Origin of the sequence: Allobranchiibius sp. GilTou73 (assembly GCF_021391335.1) — a bacterium.
In the GTDB taxonomy this organism is placed as follows: Bacteria; Actinomycetota; Actinomycetes; order Actinomycetales; family Dermatophilaceae; genus Allobranchiibius; species Allobranchiibius huperziae.
In genome coordinates, this window is sequence record NZ_CP090051.1 from 3,077,992 (window position 1) to 3,096,604 (window position 18,613).

An 18,613-nucleotide genomic window follows, 5' to 3' on the forward strand; every position below is an offset into this window, starting at 1 on the left:
CAAACGACCAGTATCCCTGCGGTTGATAGCGTCGCCGCCATGCCCGACGAGACTCCGACCGTGCCCGGCACGCCCGTCCTCGTGAATTTCCGCAAGTGGGACGGGCGCGAGCACTGGCAGGAGCCGACGACCTACCTCGGCACAGACGAGCACGGAGTGTGGCTCGGCATGCGACGCGGTACGACGTTCCACCGCCCCGGGTACGAGGTGGTCTCCCAGGCCGACTCGGTGAAGCTGGCGTCGCACGGCGGCTGGTTCGCGACGTTCAACGGACCCGGCCACCAGATCCAAACCTACGTCGACATCACCACCATCGGCGACTGGTCCCGGTCCGCCGACGGTTTCGTCTTCACCCTCGTCGACCTCGACCTCGACATCGTGCGGGAGCACGACGGCCGGGTCTTCATCGACGACGAGGACGAGTTCGCCGACCATCAGAAGCTGTTCGGGTACCCGGACGACGTGATTCAGGCGGCCGAACGCGACTGCGCCTACGTATTCGAGGCCGTCGGTGCCCGCGCGGAACCCTTCGCGGGGCGCCCCGACGACTGGATGGCTCAGCTGCTCGCCGACGTCTGATCCCGCGCCCAGGGGTTCAGCTGACGGTGACGCTCGGGGCGCCGCCCTCGCCGTCGACCGGCTCGCCCATCTCCTCGGCGATGCGCATGGCCTCGTCGATCAGGGTCTCGACGATCTGGCTCTCCGGGACCGTCCGCACGACCTCGCCCTTGACGAAGATCTGGCCCTTGCCGTTGCCGGACGCGACACCCAGATCGGCCTCGCGGGCCTCCCCGGGCCATTGACGACGCAGCCCATGACAGCCACCCGCAGCGGCACCGTCAGGCCCTCGAGACCCGCAGTGACCTCGTCCGCGAGCTTGTAGACGTCGACCTGAGCGCGACCGCAGGACGGGCAGGACACGATCTCCAGCTTGCGCGGCTTGAGGTTGAGCGACTGCAGGATCTGGTTGCCGACCTTGACCTCCTCGACCGGCGGCGCCGACAGGGAGACCCGGATCGTGTCGCCGATGCCCTTGGACAGCAGGGCGCCGAAGGCGGTCGCGGACTTGATGGTGCCCTGGAACGCCGGTCCGGCCTCGGTCACGCCGAGGTGCAGCGGCCAGTCGCCGCGCTCGGAGAGCATCTCGTACGCGGCCACCATGATCACCGGGTCGTTGTGCTTGACCGAGATCTTGAAGTCGTGGAAGCCGTGCTCCTCGAAGAGCGAGGCCTCCCAGACGGCCGACTCGACCAGCGCCTCGGGCGTGGCCTTGCCGTACTTGTCCATGATCCGCTTGTCGAGCGACCCGGCGTTCACGCCGATCCGGATCGAGACGCCGGCGTCCTTGGCGGCCTGGGCGATCTGCTTGACCTGGTCGTCGAACTTGCGGATGTTGCCCGGGTTGACCCGGACCGCCGCGCAGCCTGCGTCGATCGCCGCGAAGACGTACTTGGGCTGGAAGTGGATGTCCGCGATGACCGGGATCTGGCTCTTGCGGGCGATCGCGGGCAGCGCGTCGGCGTCGTCCTGGCTGGGGCAGGCGACGCGCACGATGTCGCACCCGGACGCGGTCAGCTCGGCGATCTGCTGCAGCGTGGCGTTGATGTCGGTGGTCGGGGTCGTACACATGGACTGCACGGAGATCGGCGCGTCACCGCCGACGAACACCTTGCCCACCTTGATCTTGCGGGTGGGGCGGCGCGGTGCCAGGACGGGTGCGGGGGCGGACGGCATACCGAGCGAGACGGTCATCTGTTGGCCAGCATTCCTTCGAAAGGAGGTCAGTTGAGTTTGACGGGGTTGACGATGTCGGCATAGAAGAGCAGCCCGAACATCACGAGCAGCACCATCGAGACGCCGTACGCGACCGGCAGCGCCTTGGCGACGTCGACGTAGATCGGACCCTTGAGACCGCGGGCCCGCGCGATCGGGCGTTTGACGGCCTCCCACAGCGCACCGGCGATGTGACCGCCGTCGAGCGGAAGCAGCGGAACGAGGTTGAAGACGAAGAGGGCCAGGTTGAGGGATGCCAGGAGTCCGAGCAGCAGCTCCACCTTGTCCACGGTCGAGACCTGGTGGCTCTCGGTGACGTCACCGGCGACGCGGCCCACGCCCACCACGGACATCGGGCCGTTCGGGTCGCGCTGGCCGCTGCCGAACGCCGCATTGAAGACCCCGACCATCTTCTGCGGAATCTTCACGAAGACCGATGCGGTCTGCCGCACTCCGTCGCCGACGATGGAGGGTGCGTCGGTGAGCGGCTGACGACGTACGACGCTCGTGCCGCCGATGCCTGCGCCGATCAGGCCGCCGCGGATGGTCTCGGTGCGCCCGGACCAGTTGAGGACCGGGTTGCCCTGAGCGTCGGTCTTGGGCAGGGTCCGCAGCGCGGGCGTGATGTGCAGGGTGCGGCGGACGCCGTCGCGCAGAACGACGATCGGGATCTGCTGCTGCGGGTGAGCCCGGATGACCTTGGTCGCGCCCGTCGTGGTGCTGACCTTGACGCCGTCGACGGACTCGATGCGGTCACCGGTCCGCAGGCCGGCCGCGGCCGCGGGCGACGGGGTGGGGCAGGTCTTCGGGGCGCTGCCGGAGCTGGTGGCCAGGCACGGCATCACCGAGCCGACGTCGGCCGTGACCTGGGTGGGCAGGCCGATGCCGCAGGCGATGATGATCAGCAGCACCGCGGCGATGACCAGGTTCATGAACGGGCCACCGAACATGATGATGACCTTGCGGTGGGTCGGCAGCTTGTAGAAGACCCGATGGGCCTCGTGCGGCTCGATCTCCTCGAACGCCGCGTCGCGGGCCTGGTCGACCAGCTGGCTCCAGCGGCCGGTCGAGGACGCGCGTACCCGGTTGGGGTCCTCGCCCGGTGCGGGCGGGAACATGCCGACCATCCGGATGTAGCCGCCGAGGGGGATCGCCTTCACGCCGTACTCGGTCTCGCCGCGGCGACGCGAGAACACGGTCGGCCCGAAACCGATCATGTACTGGGTGACCTTCACGCCGAACTTCTTGGCGGGCACCATGTGGCCGAGTTCGTGCAGCGCGATCGAGATGGCGACGCCGATCACCATCAGCACAACACCGAGCAGGAACATCACCCGACTAGGTTCTCATGCGCGGCGAAACCCGCCTCGCTCACTGCGCCGCGAGAAGTTCCTGTGCGCGGGCGCGCGCCCACTCCTCGGCCTGCAGCACCTGCTCGACGGTCAACTCCCCCGACTGCGCCTGATGGTCGCCGACCACCTTCGCCACCGTGTCGACGATGGCCGTGAAGCGCAGTCGACCGTCGTGGAAGGCGTCGACGCACTCCTCGTTGGCGGCGTTGTAGACGGCGGGGTACGTCGCTCCGGCCGAACCGACCTGCCGCGCGAGCCCGACGGAGGGGAACGCCTCGTCGTCCAGCGGTTCGAAGTCCCAGCTGGAAGCCGTGGTCCAGTCGATGCGGGGCCCGGCGTCCGGCACGTGACGCGGCCACCCGAGGCCCAGCGCGATCGGCACCAGCATGCTCGGCGGCCCGCATTGGGCGATGGTGGAGCCGTCGACGAACTCGACCATGGAGTGGATCATCTGCTGCGGGTGCACGACCACGTCGATCCGCTCCAGCGGGATGTCGAAGAGCAGGTGGGCCTCGATGACCTCCAGGCCCTTGTTGACCAGGGTCGCGGAGTTGGTGGTGATCACCCGGCCCATCGAGAAGTTGGGGTGCGCGAGCGCCTGCTGCGGGGTGACGTCGTGCAACTCCTCTCGCGGCCGGCCACGGAACGGTCCGCCGCTCGCCGTGACCAGCAGCCGGCGTACCTCGTCGTGGTCGCCGGCTTTGAGGCACTGCGCGATGGCGCTGTGCTCGCTGTCGACCGGCACGATCTGCCCTGGGGCGGCGAGGGCCTTCACGATCGGTCCGCCGACGATGAGCGACTCCTTGTTTGCCAGAGCCAGCGTCGAACCCGCGCGCAGCGCCGCCAGCGTCGGGCGCAGTCCGATCGATCCGGTGATGCCGTTGAGGACGACGTCGGCTCCGCACTGCGCCGCCTGCGTCGCCGCATCCGGCCCGACCACGATCCGTGGTGCGTACGACGGTCGGCCGGCCGAGCTCGCCACGTCGTCGATCATCCGGCGGAGATCGGCTTCGGCACCGACCGCTACGGCGACCAGTTCGGCGTCCAACTCGACCACCTGGCGGGCTACCAGCCCCAGATCCCGGCCGCCCGCCGCGATCGCGACGACATCGAACGCCTCGGGGTGCTGACGCACGATCTGGACGGCCTGGGTGCCGATCGACCCGGTCGAACCGAGCAGGGCGATGGTGCGGGGACGGGCGTCGGTGGTCACCGCGCCATTGTGCCCGGGAACCTCTGGTGGGGTGGCGTCGCTCAGCTCGCCTGCTCGATGCCGAGGTGCGCGGCTATCATCCGGCACAGCCCGCGGGCGTCTGGCGCTGTGAGATCGGCGGCTGGGCTCACCACGTAGGTGCCGGAGTCGCCCCAGATGACGCACACCGTGGTGGCCGCTTGTCCCGGTGCGCGCACGGTCACGTCGGCCGTCGCCAGAGCGCGGCCCCAGGGCGCCGGTTCGGACGTCGACCAGGGGCTGACGACGACCCTCCCACGCAGGGAGACTCCGTCGGGCTCGGACGGCAGCTCCGGTGTCAGCGCGGCGAGCACCAGCTGCACGGAGCGATCCGCCGGGAGCACGTCGAAGTCGTGCAACCCGTCGTTCGAGATGTCCTCGCACACCGTGGTGCCGCCTGCGTCGTACACGTGGCGCAGCGACCGCGCACCCTCCGCGCATACCTCGATCCGGTACGAACGCTCGGGATTCGCACGCACCTGAAGGAGGTGCACCAGCTCCTCCGGCATCAGCAGACCTTCACCTGCCTCGAGCGCGACACCGTGCGCGCACAGGGCTCGGTAGGCGACGTCCACCGCGACCGACCGCTGCGCCGCGCCCAACCGGTCCAGGTACGGCGTGTCGACATCGTCCGCGGCGCCGAACAGCTGCAGCTCCTCGTCGGTGAGCCGGAACAGCGGGGCCGTCACGGGAGCATCACCGGCCGGTGGACCGCCAGGAGCCGTCGAACCGGTCCGGTGCGCATGTGGCCGGGACCCCAGAGATCGGCGCGCGGCTCGGCGCCGATGGGCCGCACCGGTCCGGTGCGCATACGCCCTGCATCGACGACACCCAGTTCGGGCATCCGCACCGGGCCCGTGCGCATGCGGCCCCCGGGAACCGGGGCGGCGCGCTGCAGGTCCACGCTGTCCAGCGAGAGTGCGAATCGCGCCTGATGGCAGCGGATCGAGGACCACACCTCCGCGATCCGCACGTCGAGATGGGACGCGGCCGGGACGCTCGCGCTGGCGCGTTGCGCTTCGAGTCGGCCGAGGTCGACCAGATCCCGGTCCAGGTGCAGAGCGACCGCGGTCGCCTCTCCAGCGACCTGCCCCAACAGGGCTGCGGTGGCCCGCAGAACCCGGGCGTAGTCGCCGATCGCACCCGCGTGCACCAAGGCGGCGCCCCCCGTCCAGCGTCCTTCGAGACGGCAGACACAGGCGGCCGCGATCGACGCATCGTGCTTCAGGTGGTCCGCCGCGCGCATGATCTGACGCGCCGCGACCCGAATCGCGACGGGGTCGGGTCGGCCGTTCATGACCCCGGCCGCATACCGGCCTCCACCTGGGCCTCCTGACCGGCGTAGACCGCCGCGGCACGCCGTAGTGCGCGGGTCAGACCCGCGCGCTGCTCCTCCAGCCCGGTGAACGCAGCTGTCGACCGCTGACCGAATCTCGCGGCAGCAGAGAGCGACTCGGCTCCCGACACCGCCTCAGCCAGAGCCAGCACAGTCCGCGCGGCGCCGTACTCCGCTGGGTGCGAGATCGCGCCCAGCGCCCCCGCCTCATGCTCCAGAGCGTCCGGCGACACCTGCCATCGACCTCGTCGATCCACCGCCGTCTCCCTCCACCGCGTGCGACTGATTGCACGTTAGGAGCAGACCGCCGGAGCCCGCAGAAGTTGTCCACAGGGCCAGGGCCAGCCACCCGGCACGCGGCAGCACCAGTTCGGTGCCCGGACGCGCAAGCGCGGCCGGCTGGTCGAATCATCATCATCCGCAGGCATATTCGTCATGTTTTCCATTGCGCCATCTATCGAACAGGAGTATGATTCAGGGTAGATGACCCGGGGTGCTCTCACCAGCGCAGGAGGGGCCATGGCGCAGTCCATCGGCGAGACACCTCAGCCCGCTGCGCCTGCCATTCCAGGGACGGGCGCGAGGTTGGTGGCCCTGCTCGTCGAGTTCACGACCGCGTTGGAGGAGTGGCCTGGCGCCCTGTGGCAGTTGGACGAAGCGGCGCTGGGTGAGGTCGTCGGGGGCATGCTGCGGATTACCTCCCGTGCGGAGAACGTCGCGGCGCTGGCGACCGCCGATGCGCTGAGCCGCGGGACCGTGGCGAACTCCACGGCGACGGGGGCACCGGCGTGGGTGGCCCGGCAGGCGGCGGGTGTGGAGCCGGCGGTGGCCCGCCGGGTCGGGAGGGTGGGGGTGGACTGCGCCGATCCCCGTAACCAGGTCGTGGTTGACGCGCTGGCCGATGGGTCGGCGAGTGTCCCGGTCGCAGACGTGGCCTTGCGGGAGGGGCCGCAGATCCTGCCGCGGCTCCCGATCGCGGACCGGGATGACCTGTTGGGCCGCTACCTGAGCCTGTCGGCTCACGGGGCACGTGCATTGCGGGAGCTCAGCACCCGGATCCTGGGTGAGTACGCCCCCGAACGCCTGGTCTGCGACGAGGAGCGTCAGCAGGAGTGCGAGTCGGTGTTCTGGGCCGGCTTGCCCAGTGGCCTGACCCGGTTCGTCGCCGAACTGTCCGGCGGGCACGCCGCGGTGGTGAAGCACGCCCTGCGCGCCCTGTCCGCACCCGCGCCAGTGGAAAGCGAGGAACAGGACACCCGGACCCCGGCCAAACGGCGCGCGGACGCCCTGGTGCGACTGATCGACACCGCCGCAGGCGTCCTCGACGGCACCAGCCCGCGGCCGGTCGGAGAATTCGGCGGGACCGCCAAGATCCTGGTCACCCTGGACTACAACACCCTCTACGAGGGCCTTCGCAACGCAGGCCGGCTCGACGATCTCAGCGAAAACGGTTCGCAGATCGATGCCGACGTACCTGCCGGGCATCGGGCGCACCACCGACGGTGAGCATCTCGACGCCGGGACTCCACGACGGATGGCGTGCGACGCCGACCTCATCCCCGCAGTCCTCGGCACCGACTCCGAACCATTGGATGTCGGGCACGCGAAACGCCTCTTCACCGGAGGACTGCGCACCGCGATCATCCACCGCGACCAGCACTGCACCTTCCCCGGCTGCGAAAGACCACCCGACTGGTGCGATGCGAACCTCACCCCACGAAGTTCTCCGCTGCGCTCCGATACTTCGCGGGGACCCCGAGACCACCACATCACCCCGTGGTGGGCCGGCGGACAGACAACACTCACCAACGCCGCACTGCTCTGCGCCCGGCACCACACCATCGTGCACCGCGACCTGCTCACCGCCACCGTCACCACCACCGGAGTCACCTGGGACCTCACCCCAGGACTCATGCCCACCCGACCCGGCCAGAACCCGGCAGCATGACGCTGACGCTGTTTACGTTCGTTGACGGCGTTGCAACACCGTCAACGAACGCGGACACCGTCAGCGTGCGACGTGGGGCTGGCGGTGCGGACGAACGCTAGAGAGCCAGACCGACGTACTTGGTCTCGAGGTACTCCTCGATGCCCTCGAAACCGCCTTCGCGGCCGTAGCCGCTTGCCTTGACGCCGCCGAACGGCGCGGCCGGGTTGGAGATGATGCCCTGGTTGACCCCCACCATGCCGTACTCGAGGCCCTCGCTCACCCGGATCGTGCGAGAGAGGTCGCGGGTGTAGAAGTACGACGCGAGGCCGTACTCGGTGGAGTTGGCGCGGTCGATCGCGTCCTGCTCGTCGGTGAAGGTCTGGATGGCCGCGACCGGTCCGAAGATCTCCTCCCGGACCAGGTCGGCGTCAGCCGGTACGCCGGTCAGCACGGTCGGCGGGTAGAAGAACCCCTCGCCGTCGCCGGGCTCCCCGCCGCAGACGACCTTGGAGCCGCGCTCCGCCGCGTCACGCACCAGGGCGGCGACCTTGTCGACCGCCTTGGCGTTGATCAACGGTCCGACCGTGACCCCGTCGTCCAGACCGTTACCGACGACCATCGCGCCCATCCGCTGGGCGAGCTTGTCGCCGAACTCCTGCGCCACGTCAACGTGCACGAGGAACCGGTTGGCCGCCGTGCATGCCTCGCCGATGTTGCGCATCTTGGCGAGCATCGCCCCGTCCACGGCCGCGTCGACGTCGGCGTCCTGGAACACGATGAACGGCGCGTTGCCGCCCAGCTCCATCGACAGCCGCAGCAGCTGGTCGGCGGACTGCTCGACCAGCTTGCGGCCCACCGCGGTGGAGCCGGTGAAGGTCAGCTTGCGGGTGCGCGGGTCGCGGATGAGCGGCTCCATGACGCCGCCGGAGTCGCTGGTGGTGACGACGTTCAGCACGCCGGCAGGCAGCCCGACCTCCTCCAGCAGTTGCGCGAGCGCCAGCATCGTCAGCGGCGTCTCGGCGGCGGGCTTGACCACCATCGTGCAGCCGGCCGCGATGGCCGGCCCGATCTTGCGGGTGCCCATCGCCAGCGGGAAGTTCCACGGCGTGATCATCAACGTGGGACCGACCGGAGCCTTCATCGTCACCAGCCGCGTCACGCCGTTCGGTGCCGTCGACCAGCGACCGGAGATGCGCACCGCCTCCTCGGAGAACCAGCGGAAGAACTCCGCGCCGTAGGTCACCTCGCCCTTGGACTCGGCCAGGGGCTTGCCCATCTCCAGCGTCATCAGCTCGGCGAAGTGATCGGCACGCTGGGTGATGAGCTCGAACGCCGACCGCAGGATCTCTCCACGGTCGCGCGGCGGCGTACGCGCCCAATCCGCCTGTGCCGCGGCGGCGGCCGCGAGCGCCGCGACACCGTCGGCCGGGGACGCGTCCGCGACGGTCGCGAGTGCTTTCCCGCTGGCCGGGTTGTCGACCGTGAGGGTCTTGCCGCCCTCGGCGTCACGCCACTTCCCACCGATGAACAACTGCGTTGTGACCTGCTCGACCGCTCCGGTCATGTCATCTCCTCGTCGAACGCCGTGATGAATCGCTCAGCTGTTGATGTTGGCCATCACGTGCTTGATGCGCGTGTAGTCCTCGAACCCGTAGCGGCTGAGGTCCTTGCCGTAGCCGCTGTGCTTGAAACCACCGTGCGGCATCTCGGCGACGAGCGGGATGTGCGTGTTGATCCAGACGCAGCCGAAGTCCAGTGCCTTGCTGACCCGCAGCGCGCGACCGAGGTCACGCGTCCACACCGACGACGCGAGGCCGTACTCCACACCGTTCGCCGCCCGGATCGCGGCCTGCTCGTCCTCGATGCGCTGCACCGAGATGACCGGCCCGAAGATCTCGTGCTGGCTCATCTCGTCCTCCTGGGTGAGCCCGGAGACGACGGTGGGCTCCAGGAAGTACCCGTCGCCGAGGCCGCTCATCCGGTGCCCGCCGGCCGCGATGGTCGCGTGGTCGGGGAGTCGGTCCAGCATCCCGGTCACGTGCGCCAGCTGGTTGGCGTTGTTGACCGGACCGAAGAGCGCGTCCTCGTCGTCCGGCAGGCCCACCTTCGCCTCGTTCTTCGCGTACGCCGCGAGCGCCGCCACGAAGTCGTCGTGGATCTTCGGGGAGACCAGCACCCGCGTGGCCGCGGTGCAGTCCTGGCCGGCGTTGAAGTAACCGGCGGTGGCGATGCCCTCGACGGCGGCCTCGATGTCGGCATCGTCGAAGACGATGACCGGCGCCTTGCCGCCCAGCTCCAGGTGCACCCGCTTCAGGTCGCGCGAAGCGGCCTCGGCGACCTGCATGCCCGCCCGTACCGACCCGGTGATGGCCACGAGCTGCGGGGTCGGGTGCTCCACGACCTTCGCACCGGTCTCGCGGTCACCGGTGATGACGTTGAACGTGCCCGCGGGCAGGAACGGCGCCGCCAGCTCGGCCAGCAGCAGCGTGGTCTCGGGGGTGGTGTCGCTGGGCTTGAGGACGATCGCGTTGCCCGCGGCGAGCGCCGGCGCGATCTTCCACATCGCCATCATCATCGGGTAGTTCCACGGGGTGACCTGGCCGACCACACCGATCGGCTCGCGGCGGATCCACGAGGTGTGCCCGGCGAGGTACTCCCCTGCCGACACACCCTCCAGCACCCGCGCGGCGCCGGCGAAGAAGCGCAGCTGGTCCACCATGGGCGGCACTTCCTCGGATGCCGTGAGCGCGAACGGCTTTCCGGTGTTCTGTGCCTCCAGCTTCACGAAGTCGTCGGCACGCTCCTCGATGGCGTCGGCGAACTTCAGCAGCGCCTGCTGGCGCTCGCTCGGGGTGACCTGGCCCCACTCGGCAAAGCCCTTCTCGGCCGCCGCGTACGCCGCGTCGACGTCGGCCTGGCCGGAGATCGGCGCCTGCGCGACGACCTTCGCGGTCACGGGGCTGACCAGGTCGAGGCGCTCCTCGCCTCGACCGTCGACGTACGCGCCGCCGATGAAGTTGCGCAACTGGCGGGGGGAATCGGTCATGGTGCTGCTCTCCTTGTGGCTGCGAATCATGGGCGTCGTGTTCGTACTAGCACTCGATGACGTTCACCGCGAGCCCGCCCCGGGCGGTCTCCTTGTATTTCACGGACATGTCACGACCGGTCTCGCGCATGGTCTTGATGGCCTTGTCCAGGCTCACCGTGTGGATCCCGGTGCCGTTGCGGGACAGGCGTGCCGCGTTGATGGCCTTCACGCTGGCGATCGCGTTGCGCTCGATGCAGGGGATCTGCACCAGCCCGCCGACGGGGTCGCAGGTGAGCCCGAGGTTGTGCTCGATGCCGATCTCGGCGGCGTTCTCCACCTGGGACGGCGAGCCGCCCATGACCTCGCAGAGGGCACCGGAGGCCATTGCACAGGCCGATCCGACCTCGCCCTGGCAGCCCACCTCGGCGCCGGAGATCGAGGCGCCCTCCTTGAAGAGGATGCCGATCGCGGCAGCCGTCAACAGGAACCGGACGATGCCGTCGTCGTCCGCGCCCTCGACGTAGGTCGCGTAGTAGTGCAGCACCGCGGGGATGATCCCGGCCGCACCGTTGGTGGGCGCGGTGACGACCCGGCCACCGGAGGCGTTCTCCTCGTTGACCGCGAGCGCCCACAGGTTGACCCAGTCCATGACTCGCAGCGGGTCGTCGCGCAGCTCACCGACCGTGAGCGCGGCATAGAGGTCAGGCGCCCTGCGCGGCACCTTGAGGCCGCCGGGCAGGCAGCCGCCGTGCCGCAGTCCGGCCTGCACGCACTCCCGCATGACCTGCCACAGATGCAGCAGTCCGGCGCGGATCTCCGGCTCGGTACGCCAGCTGAGCTCGTTGTGCAGCATCACCTCGCTGACGCTCATCCCCTCCCGCTCGCAGATCGCCAGCAGCTGCCCACCGGTGGTGAAGGGGAACCGCACCTGCGTGTCGTCCAGGACGACACGGTCCGCGCCGGTCGCCGCGCCGTCGACCACGAACCCGCCGCCGACCGAGTAGTAGGTGCGCTCGAGCAGCAGGTGATCGCCGTCGTACGCCTCGAAGGTCATGCCGTTGGGGTGCGCCGGCAGCGACTTGCGCCGGTGCATCACCACGTCGTCCGCGGGGTCGAAGTGGATGGGTCGTTCACCGCCGAGCAGCAGCTCACCGGCCTCGCGGACGGCGCCGACCTGCTCGTCGGCAGTGTCCGTGTCGACCGTCTCGGGCACCGCGCCCATCAGGCCGAGGACGACCGCCTTGTCCGAGCCGTGCCCGTGACCGGTCGCGCCGAGGGACCCGAACAGCTGCGCGCGCACCCGGGTAACCCGGTCGAGGATCTCGGTGCGGCGCAGCCCCGCGACGAATGTGCCGGCCGCGCGCATCGGGCCGACCGTGTGGGAGGACGAGGGGCCGATCCCGATGGAGTAGAGATCGAATGCACTCAGAGCCATGACGTGCCACCTCCTGCAGGTCGGGTCGAGCCGTGTCCCGGCCGACGTCGCGCCGACCTTCGCAAAGTACCGCTGAGTAGGCTATCCGACAACGAAATCGGTCTCATACGCCTTGCCTACCTCCGAATTTCGTGAAAACCTACCGGTGTGAACGATGCTATTCGTACCTCGCCGGTGATGCTCGACGACACGTCGAAGGCCATCATCGCGCGCCTGCAGCAGGACGGTCGCGCGGCCTACTCCTCGATCGCCCGCGAGATCGGCCTGTCCGAGGCCGCCGTCCGCGGACGGGTGCAGCGGCTGCTGGACGCCGAGGTGCTGCAGATCGTCGCCGTCACCGATCCCGCCCAGGTGGGTTTCCGTCGGCAGGCGATGATCGGGTTGCGCGTCACCGGCGCTCTGGGCGACGTCGCCCAGCGCCTCGGCGAGCTGCCCGAGATCGCATACGTCGTGATGACGGCCGGCCGCTTCGACCTGCTCATCGAGGTCGTCTGCGAGGACGACGAGCACCTGCTGGAGCTTCTGACCGACACGGTCCGCACGATGCCGGGCGTCACCGACACCGAGACGCTCGTCTACCTGAAATTGCACAAACAACGCTACGACTGGGGCACGAGATGACCACAACTGCGCAAGAGACCACCGCACACGCCACGTCCAGCACCGGTGCGGGCACCACGCCTGCCGGCACGCCGCGCTACGAGGCGGCCCGCGACCATCTCTGGGGACACTTCACTCGCCAGTCGGTCTATGAGCCGACGTCCTCCGGCGGCCAGGGCGCCAACGTGCCCGTGATCGTCAAGGGCGACGGCGCGTACATCTGGGACGCCGAGGGCCGCAAGTACCTCGACGGCCTCGCCGGCCTCTTCACCGTGCAGGTGGGCCACGGCCGCGAGGAGCTCGCGCAGGCTGCGGCCAAGCAGGCCAAGGAGCTCGCGTTCTTCCCGATCTGGTCCTACGCGCACCCCTCGGCGATCGACCTGGCCGAGCGGCTCGCGGCGTATGCGCCCGGCGACCTGAACCGGGTCTTCTTCACGACCGGCGGCGGCGAGGCCGTGGAGTCGGCGTGGAAGCTTGCCAAGCACTACTTCAAGCTGCAGGGCAAGCCAGGTAAGCACAAGGTCATCAGCCGCGCGATCGCCTATCACGGCACCCCGCAGGGCGCCCTGTCTATCACCGGCATCCCGGAGCTGAAGGAGATGTTCGAGCCGCTGGTGCCCGGCGCGTTCCGGGTGCCGAACACGAACATCTACCGCGCTCACGACGACCTGCGCGACGACCCGAAGAAGTTCGGCCGCTGGGCCGCCGACCGGATCGGTGAGGCCATCGAGTTCGAGGGCCCCGACACCGTGGCCGCCGTCTTCCTCGAGCCGGTGCAGAACGCCGGCGGCTGCTTCCCGCCGCCGCCCGGGTACTTCGAGCGGGTCCGGGAGATCTGCGACGAGTACGATGTGCTTCTGGTCTCGGACGAGACCATCTGCGCGTTCGGCCGCATCGGCGAAATCTTCGCCTGCCGCGACTTCGACTATCAGCCCGACATCATCACCTGCGCCAAGGGCATGACCTCCGGGTACTCCCCCATCGGCGCGATGATCGCCAGCGACAAGCTGTTCGAGCCCTACAAGCACGGCACGACGGCGTTCCCGCACGGCTACACCTTCGGCGGTCACCCGGTCTCGGCCGCGGTGGCGATGGCCAACCTCGACATCTTCGAGCGCGAGGGCCTGACCGACCACGTGCACCAGAACGCCCCGGCGTTCCGCGCGACGCTGGAGAAGCTGAAGGACCTGCCCATCGTCGGCGACGTCCGCGGCGAAGGGTTCTTCTACGGCATCGAGCTGGTGAAGGACAAGGCCACCCGGGAGACGTTCAACGAGGACGAGTCCGAGCGGATGCTGCGCGGATTCCTCTCCAAGGCGCTCTTCGACGCCGGCCTCTACTGCCGCGCCGACGACCGTGGCGACCCCGTGGTGCAGCTGTCCCCGCCGCTCATCATCGGGCCCACCGAGTTCGACGCGATCGAGGGCATGCTGCGCGACGTGCTGACCCGCGCCTGGGACATGCTCTAGACCTCACGCACGACCGATCAGGGTCGTCGCGCGCTCTATCGGGCGCGCGGCGACCCTGTTCGTCTGTCGGTGACTGCCCCTAACGTTCGGCGCATGTCCCGCGCGGTCACCCACCAGCAGGTCGCGCGGATGCGGCTGGCCGCGCTGTGCCTCGCCGGGCGATCGCTGCCGACGCCCGAGGACGTCGTGCGGCATCTGACCTGCACCCAGTCCCAGGACTGGCGCGCCTGCCGCATCGCCCTCGCGGCGCGCACGACTGAGCGTTCGGTGCAGGCCGTCGACGCGGCGTACGACGCCGGCCGCATCGTGCGCTCCTGGCCCGTCCGCGGGACCCTGCACACCGTGCTCGCCACCGATCTGCGTTGGATACTGGCGCTCACCGCCGACCGGATCCGCACGCAGTACGCCACGCGTCTCGCGGGCCTCGGGGTCGACGCCGCGCAGCTCGACGGGGTGCGTGACCTGACCCGCGAGCTCCAGCGCGGCGGCGCGGCGCTGACCCGCCGTCAGTTGATGGACGCGTGGACCGCCGCGGGTCTCGACGTCAGCGGCCAGCGGGGCGCCCATCTGCTGATCGACCTGTCGATCGACACGGTCATCTGCCTCGGACCGATCCGCGACGGGGTCCAGCAGTTCGTTCTCTGCGACGACTGGCTGCCGAAGGCGCAGCCGCCACCCGACCCGGTCGCGGCCTGGGGACGGCGGTACCTGCTGTCCCACGGTCCGGCCGCCCGTGCCGACTTCCTGTGGTGGACCAAGCTGCTGGTACGCGAGGTCGCGCCCGCGTGGGAGCAGATCGTCGACGGCCTGGACGAGCTCACCCTGGACGGGGTGAGCCTCTACGCGGCACCAGAGGTCGTCGAGGCCGGGATGTCCCGCGCGACCGTCGCTCCACTGCTGACCGCGGCGTTCGACGAGATCCTGCTCGGGTACGCCGACCGGTCCGCGACCCTGCCCGCGCGGTTCGCCGACCACATCGTGCCGGGCGGGAACGGGATGTTCCGGCCCGTCGTCCTGGACGGCGCGCGTGCCGTCGGCACCTGGTCGGCGCCGAGGAAGCCGGGAGCGCCGCCGCGGGTCGAGCTCTTCGAGGGCCCGCCGAGCAGGCGCCTGGCAGCAGCCCGACTCAGCACGCCCGCCCGCTGACGGTCACCGGTCGGTGCCGGAGCGCGGGATCGATAGCCTTCGGTCCATGGCAACTCCCCGTGACCAGCGCGAGCTCGACATCGTCCTCTTCGGCGCCACCGGCTTCGTCGGCAAGCTCACCGCCGAGCACCTCGCGGCCTACGCACCCGAGGGCGTGCGCATCGGCCTCGCCGGGCGCAACACCGCCAAGCTGGAGGACGTCCGTAGGTCGCTGGGCCCCTCGGCTTCGGATTGGCCTCTGATCACTGCGGATTCGAATGACGACGCCGCTCTGGCGGCGCTCGCGGAGCGCACCCGCGTGGTCATCACCACCGTCGGCCCCTACGCGAAGTACGGCCTGCCCCTGGTGAAGGCCTGCGCCGAGGCCGGCACGGACTACGTCGACCTGACCGGCGAGGTGCTCTTCGTGCGCGAGTCGATCGATCGCTACCACGAGGCTGCGGCCGCCTCCGGAGCCCGCATCGTGCACTCCTGTGGGTTCGACTCGGTGCCCTCCGACCTGGCCGTGCTGACCCTGGCCGAGCGCATCGCGCAGGACGCCGCGGGCGAGCTCACCGACACCACCCTCTTCGTCACGATGAAGGGCGGTGCCAGCGGCGGGACCCTGGACTCGATGAAGGGTCAGATCGACGAGGTGCGCTCCGACAAGGCCAAGCGCGCGGTCGCCGTCGACAAGTTCGCGCTGTCCCCCGACCGCTCGGCGGAGCCGAAGGGCGAATGGCGCGACAGCGTCTCCGTGCGGTACGCGCCCGAGGTGAAGGCGTGGACGGGACCGTTCGTCATGTCGACGTTCAACACCCGGATCGTGCGGCGCAGCAACGCCCTTCGCGGTCACGACTACGGCAGCGCATTCCGTTACCGCGAGGTGCAGAAGACCGGAGCGGGCCTCGCGGGACGCGCCACGGCGTACGCGCTGGCCGGCGGACTCGCGGCCGCCGTCGGCGCGCTGAGCCTGTCGCCGCTGCGGCCGCTGGTCAACCGGGCGCTGCCCAAGGCCGGTGAGGGCCCGAGCGCCGCAGCACGCGCCAAGGGCTTCTTCAAGGTCGATGCCCGCACGACGACCACGGATGGCAGCGCGTACCGCAGTGTCGTTGCGGCACAGGGAGATCCGGGTTACGCCGCGACGTGCGTGATGCTCGGGGAGGCCGCGCTCGCGCTGGCGACCCAGCGCGAGCAGTGCCCGCTGCCGGACGGTCTCACCGGCGGCGTGCTGACCCCCGCCACGGCGCTCGGTGACGTCTATGCCGCACGATTGCGCGACCGCGGTTTCACCGTGCAGGCCGAGCGCTTCTGACGAGGTGGGGGTTCTGCGTCTGCGGCCAGTGCTGCAGCCCTGACCACGAACGCAAACCGCTCACACGGTCGCCGCGGCGTCCCTCACCGGCGGCGCAGCACCGGGGCCAGCGCGTCGAGCACCACTGTGTCCTCGATGGTGCCGGGCACCTGCGGTTCGTCGCCGTCGGCGAGCTGACGCATCGTGCGCCGCAGGATCTTGCCCGACCGGGTCTTCGGCAGCGCCGCCACGATGTCGACCCGCTGCAGACCGGCGATGGCGCCGACCTGCTCACGGACCAGTTGGGTGAGCTCGGCGCGGATGCGCTCCTGCTCCTCCTCGGTGGGCTCCTCAGCGCCCTTCAGCACCACCAGTGCTCGCGGCACCTGACCCTTGAGCTCGTCAGCGACTCCGATGACGGCGCACTCGGCGACAGCCGGGTGGCCGGCCACGACGGCCTCGAGGCCGCCGGTCGACAGGCGGTGCCCTGCGACGTTGAGCACGTCGTCGGTGCGGCCCATCACCCAGACGTACCCGTCGTCGTCGATGTATCCGCCGTCGCCGGACAGGTAGTAGCCGTCGTACGCCGACAGGTAGGACTCGACGTAGCGGTCGTCGTCACCCCACAGCGTCTCCAGCGTGCCGGGCGGCATCGGCAGCTTGATGCACAGCGCGCCCTCCTGACCCGGTGCGCACCGCTCGCCCTCTGCGTCGAGCACCTGCACGTCGTACCCCGGGCTCGGCATCGTCGCCGAGCCGGGCTTGATCGGGAAGAGCTGCGTGCCGATCGGGTTGGCGCAGATCGGCCAGCCCGTTTCGGTCTGCCACCAGTTGTCGATGACCGGCACCTGCAGGCGGTCCGTCGCCCACTGCCAGGTGTCGGGGTCGGTGCGCTCGCCCGCGAGGAAGAGGGTGCGCAGGCTCGACAGGTCGCGACCGGCGATCAACGTGCCCTCCGGGTCCTCCTTCTTGATCGCCCGGATGCCGGTAGGAGCGGTGAAAAGGCCTGCGATCTTGTGCTCTTCGATCATCCGCCAGAACGTCGACGCGTCGGGTGTGCCGACCGGCTTGCCCTCCAGGAGCACCGTCGTGCAGCCGGCGAGCAGCGGCGCGTAGACGATGTAGGAGTGCCCGACCACCCAGCCGACGTCGGACGCGGTGAACCACACGTCGCCCGGCTGCATCCCGAAGATGTGCGTCATCGACCAGTGCAGCGCGACCGCGTGCCCGCCGTTGTCGCGCACGATCCCCTTCGGCCGACCGGTGGTGCCGGAGGTGTGCAGGATGTAGAGCGGGTCCGATCCCAGCATCGGCACGCAGCCCGCGGCGCCGACACCATCGGGACGCATCGCCGTACGCCAGTCGATGTCCCGCTCCCCCATCGCGGCCTCGGCCTGCGGCCGCTGCAGCACGACGACGCTCTCCGGCGGGTGCTGCGAGCGTTCGATCGCCGCATCGACCATCGGCTTGTACTCCACCACCCGGGTGCGCTCGACTCCGCAGGACGCGGTGATGAGCACCTTGGGGCGTGCGTCGTCGATGCGCGCGGCCAGCTCCGCGGGTGCGAACCCGCCGAAGACGACCGCGTGCACCGCACCGATGCGCGCGCAGGCCAGCATGCTGACGACCGCTTCCGGGATCATCGGCAAGTAGATGACGACGCGGTCACCCTTCTGCACCCCCAGCGCGGTGAGCATCCCGGCGGCCCGCCCGACCAGGTCGAGCAGCTGCGCGTACGTGTAGGTCCGGCTGTCCTGCGTCACCGGGCTGTCCCAGACGACCGCGGGCTGGTCGGCCCGCCCCGCGATCACGTGCCGGTCGAGCGCGTTAAAGCAGGTGTTCATCCGGCCGTCGGGGAACCATCGGTACAACGGCGGATTCGACTCGTCCAGAACGGTCTTCGGGAAGTTGATCCAGTCGATGCCTCGAGCGGCCTCCGCCCAGAACGCCTCCGGGTCCTGCATGCTCGCTCCGTATGCCGCTTCGTACGCGCCGCTGCTCATGCCCGTCATTCTCCACGCGGAGGCGGCCGACCACCCC

At 69.8% G+C, this 18,613-nt stretch carries 16 protein-coding genes and 1 pseudogene; 7 read left to right on the forward strand and 10 right to left on the reverse strand.

The genetic code is table 11. The features are described 5' to 3' along the window. Window positions 1-39 precede the first annotated feature (39 nt). Window positions 40-579, forward strand: coding sequence for a DUF402 domain-containing protein (locus LVQ62_RS15180; protein ID WP_233762840.1), 540 nt, complete (start codon window positions 40-42; stop codon window positions 577-579). A gap of 16 nt (window positions 580-595) precedes the next feature. Here the strand turns inward: LVQ62_RS15180 and ispG are convergent. From ispG to LVQ62_RS15210, 6 genes and pseudogenes are all read right to left on the reverse strand, one after another. After that, window positions 596-1,752: pseudogene (ispG, locus tag LVQ62_RS15185) on the reverse strand (flavodoxin-dependent (E)-4-hydroxy-3-methylbut-2-enyl-diphosphate synthase). 29 nt (window positions 1,753-1,781) lie between these two features. After that, window positions 1,782-3,104, reverse strand: coding sequence for an RIP metalloprotease (locus LVQ62_RS15190; RefSeq protein WP_233767892.1), 1,323 nt, complete (start codon window positions 3,102-3,104; stop codon window positions 1,782-1,784). 40 nt (window positions 3,105-3,144) lie between these two features. After that, window positions 3,145-4,338: a 1-deoxy-D-xylulose-5-phosphate reductoisomerase gene (gene dxr, locus LVQ62_RS15195; protein WP_233762842.1), complete on the reverse strand. Its 1,194-nt coding sequence runs from the start codon at window positions 4,336-4,338 to the stop codon at window positions 3,145-3,147. Window positions 4,339-4,379: 41 nt separating this feature from the next. Then, the gene (locus tag LVQ62_RS15200; protein WP_233762844.1) at window positions 4,380-5,045 is read right to left on the reverse strand and encodes a hypothetical protein; all 666 of its coding nucleotides are present in this window, start codon (window positions 5,043-5,045) and stop codon (window positions 4,380-4,382) included. Further along, window positions 5,042-5,653 carry a hypothetical protein gene (locus tag LVQ62_RS15205; RefSeq protein ID WP_233762846.1) on the reverse strand — a complete coding sequence of 204 codons (612 nt, stop codon included), beginning with the start codon at window positions 5,651-5,653 and terminating at the stop codon, window positions 5,042-5,044. The genes LVQ62_RS15200 and LVQ62_RS15205 overlap by 4 nt, the downstream gene beginning before the upstream one ends. Next, window positions 5,650-5,949, reverse strand: a complete 300-nt coding sequence (locus LVQ62_RS15210; protein ID WP_233762848.1) for a hypothetical protein — start codon at window positions 5,947-5,949, stop codon at window positions 5,650-5,652. The genes LVQ62_RS15205 and LVQ62_RS15210 overlap by 4 nt, the downstream gene beginning before the upstream one ends. Window positions 5,950-6,211: 262 nt before the next feature. On the opposite strand from LVQ62_RS15210, the gene LVQ62_RS17600 reads away from it, so the two are divergent. Together LVQ62_RS17600 and LVQ62_RS17605 are read left to right on the forward strand one after the other, a co-directional pair. Next, the gene (locus LVQ62_RS17600; protein WP_255696419.1) at window positions 6,212-7,198 is read left to right on the forward strand and encodes a DUF222 domain-containing protein; all 987 of its coding nucleotides are present in this window, start codon (window positions 6,212-6,214) and stop codon (window positions 7,196-7,198) included. Next, window positions 7,155-7,640: an HNH endonuclease signature motif containing protein gene (locus tag LVQ62_RS17605; protein WP_255696420.1), complete on the forward strand. Its 486-nt coding sequence runs from the start codon at window positions 7,155-7,157 to the stop codon at window positions 7,638-7,640. The genes LVQ62_RS17600 and LVQ62_RS17605 overlap by 44 nt, the downstream gene beginning before the upstream one ends. A 97-nt stretch (window positions 7,641-7,737) precedes the next feature. Here the strand turns inward: LVQ62_RS17605 and LVQ62_RS15220 are convergent, their stop codons facing one another. The 3 genes from LVQ62_RS15220 to LVQ62_RS15230 are packed head-to-tail and all read right to left on the reverse strand — an operon-like array spanning window position 7,738 to window position 12,085. Further along, on the reverse strand, window positions 7,738-9,186 hold the full coding sequence (locus tag LVQ62_RS15220; RefSeq protein WP_233762850.1) for an NAD-dependent succinate-semialdehyde dehydrogenase: 1,449 nt from the start codon (window positions 9,184-9,186) through the stop codon (window positions 7,738-7,740). Window positions 9,187-9,219: 33 nt separating this feature from the next. Further along, on the reverse strand, window positions 9,220-10,668 hold the full coding sequence (locus LVQ62_RS15225; protein ID WP_233762852.1) for a gamma-aminobutyraldehyde dehydrogenase: 1,449 nt from the start codon (window positions 10,666-10,668) through the stop codon (window positions 9,220-9,222). 46 nt (window positions 10,669-10,714) lie between these two features. Next, window positions 10,715-12,085 (reverse strand): L-serine ammonia-lyase, encoded by a 1,371-nt coding sequence (locus LVQ62_RS15230; protein WP_233762854.1) that lies wholly within the window; start codon window positions 12,083-12,085, stop codon window positions 10,715-10,717. 177 nt (window positions 12,086-12,262) lie between these two features. Here LVQ62_RS15230 and LVQ62_RS15235 point away from each other — a divergent pair, with 177 nt between their 5' ends. The 4 genes from LVQ62_RS15235 (at window position 12,263) to LVQ62_RS15250 (ending at window position 16,594) form a co-directional block, all read left to right on the forward strand. After that, complete coding sequence (locus LVQ62_RS15235; protein WP_208053856.1) at window positions 12,263-12,706, forward strand: Lrp/AsnC family transcriptional regulator; 444 nt, start codon at window positions 12,263-12,265, stop codon at window positions 12,704-12,706. Further along, window positions 12,703-14,154, forward strand: coding sequence for an aspartate aminotransferase family protein (locus LVQ62_RS15240; protein WP_233762856.1), 1,452 nt, complete (start codon window positions 12,703-12,705; stop codon window positions 14,152-14,154). The genes LVQ62_RS15235 and LVQ62_RS15240 overlap by 4 nt, the downstream gene beginning before the upstream one ends. A gap of 93 nt (window positions 14,155-14,247) precedes the next feature. Beyond that, window positions 14,248-15,300, forward strand: coding sequence for a winged helix DNA-binding domain-containing protein (locus LVQ62_RS15245; protein WP_233762858.1), 1,053 nt, complete (start codon window positions 14,248-14,250; stop codon window positions 15,298-15,300). Between the two features lie 46 nt (window positions 15,301-15,346). After that, the gene (locus LVQ62_RS15250) at window positions 15,347-16,594 is read left to right on the forward strand and encodes a trans-acting enoyl reductase family protein (protein WP_233762860.1); all 1,248 of its coding nucleotides are present in this window, start codon (window positions 15,347-15,349) and stop codon (window positions 16,592-16,594) included. 83 nt (window positions 16,595-16,677) lie between these two features. On the opposite strand, the gene LVQ62_RS15255 is transcribed toward LVQ62_RS15250, so the two are convergent. After that, window positions 16,678-18,576: an acetate--CoA ligase gene (locus LVQ62_RS15255; RefSeq protein WP_233762862.1), complete on the reverse strand. Its 1,899-nt coding sequence runs from the start codon at window positions 18,574-18,576 to the stop codon at window positions 16,678-16,680. Window positions 18,577-18,613: the final 37 nt, after the last annotated feature.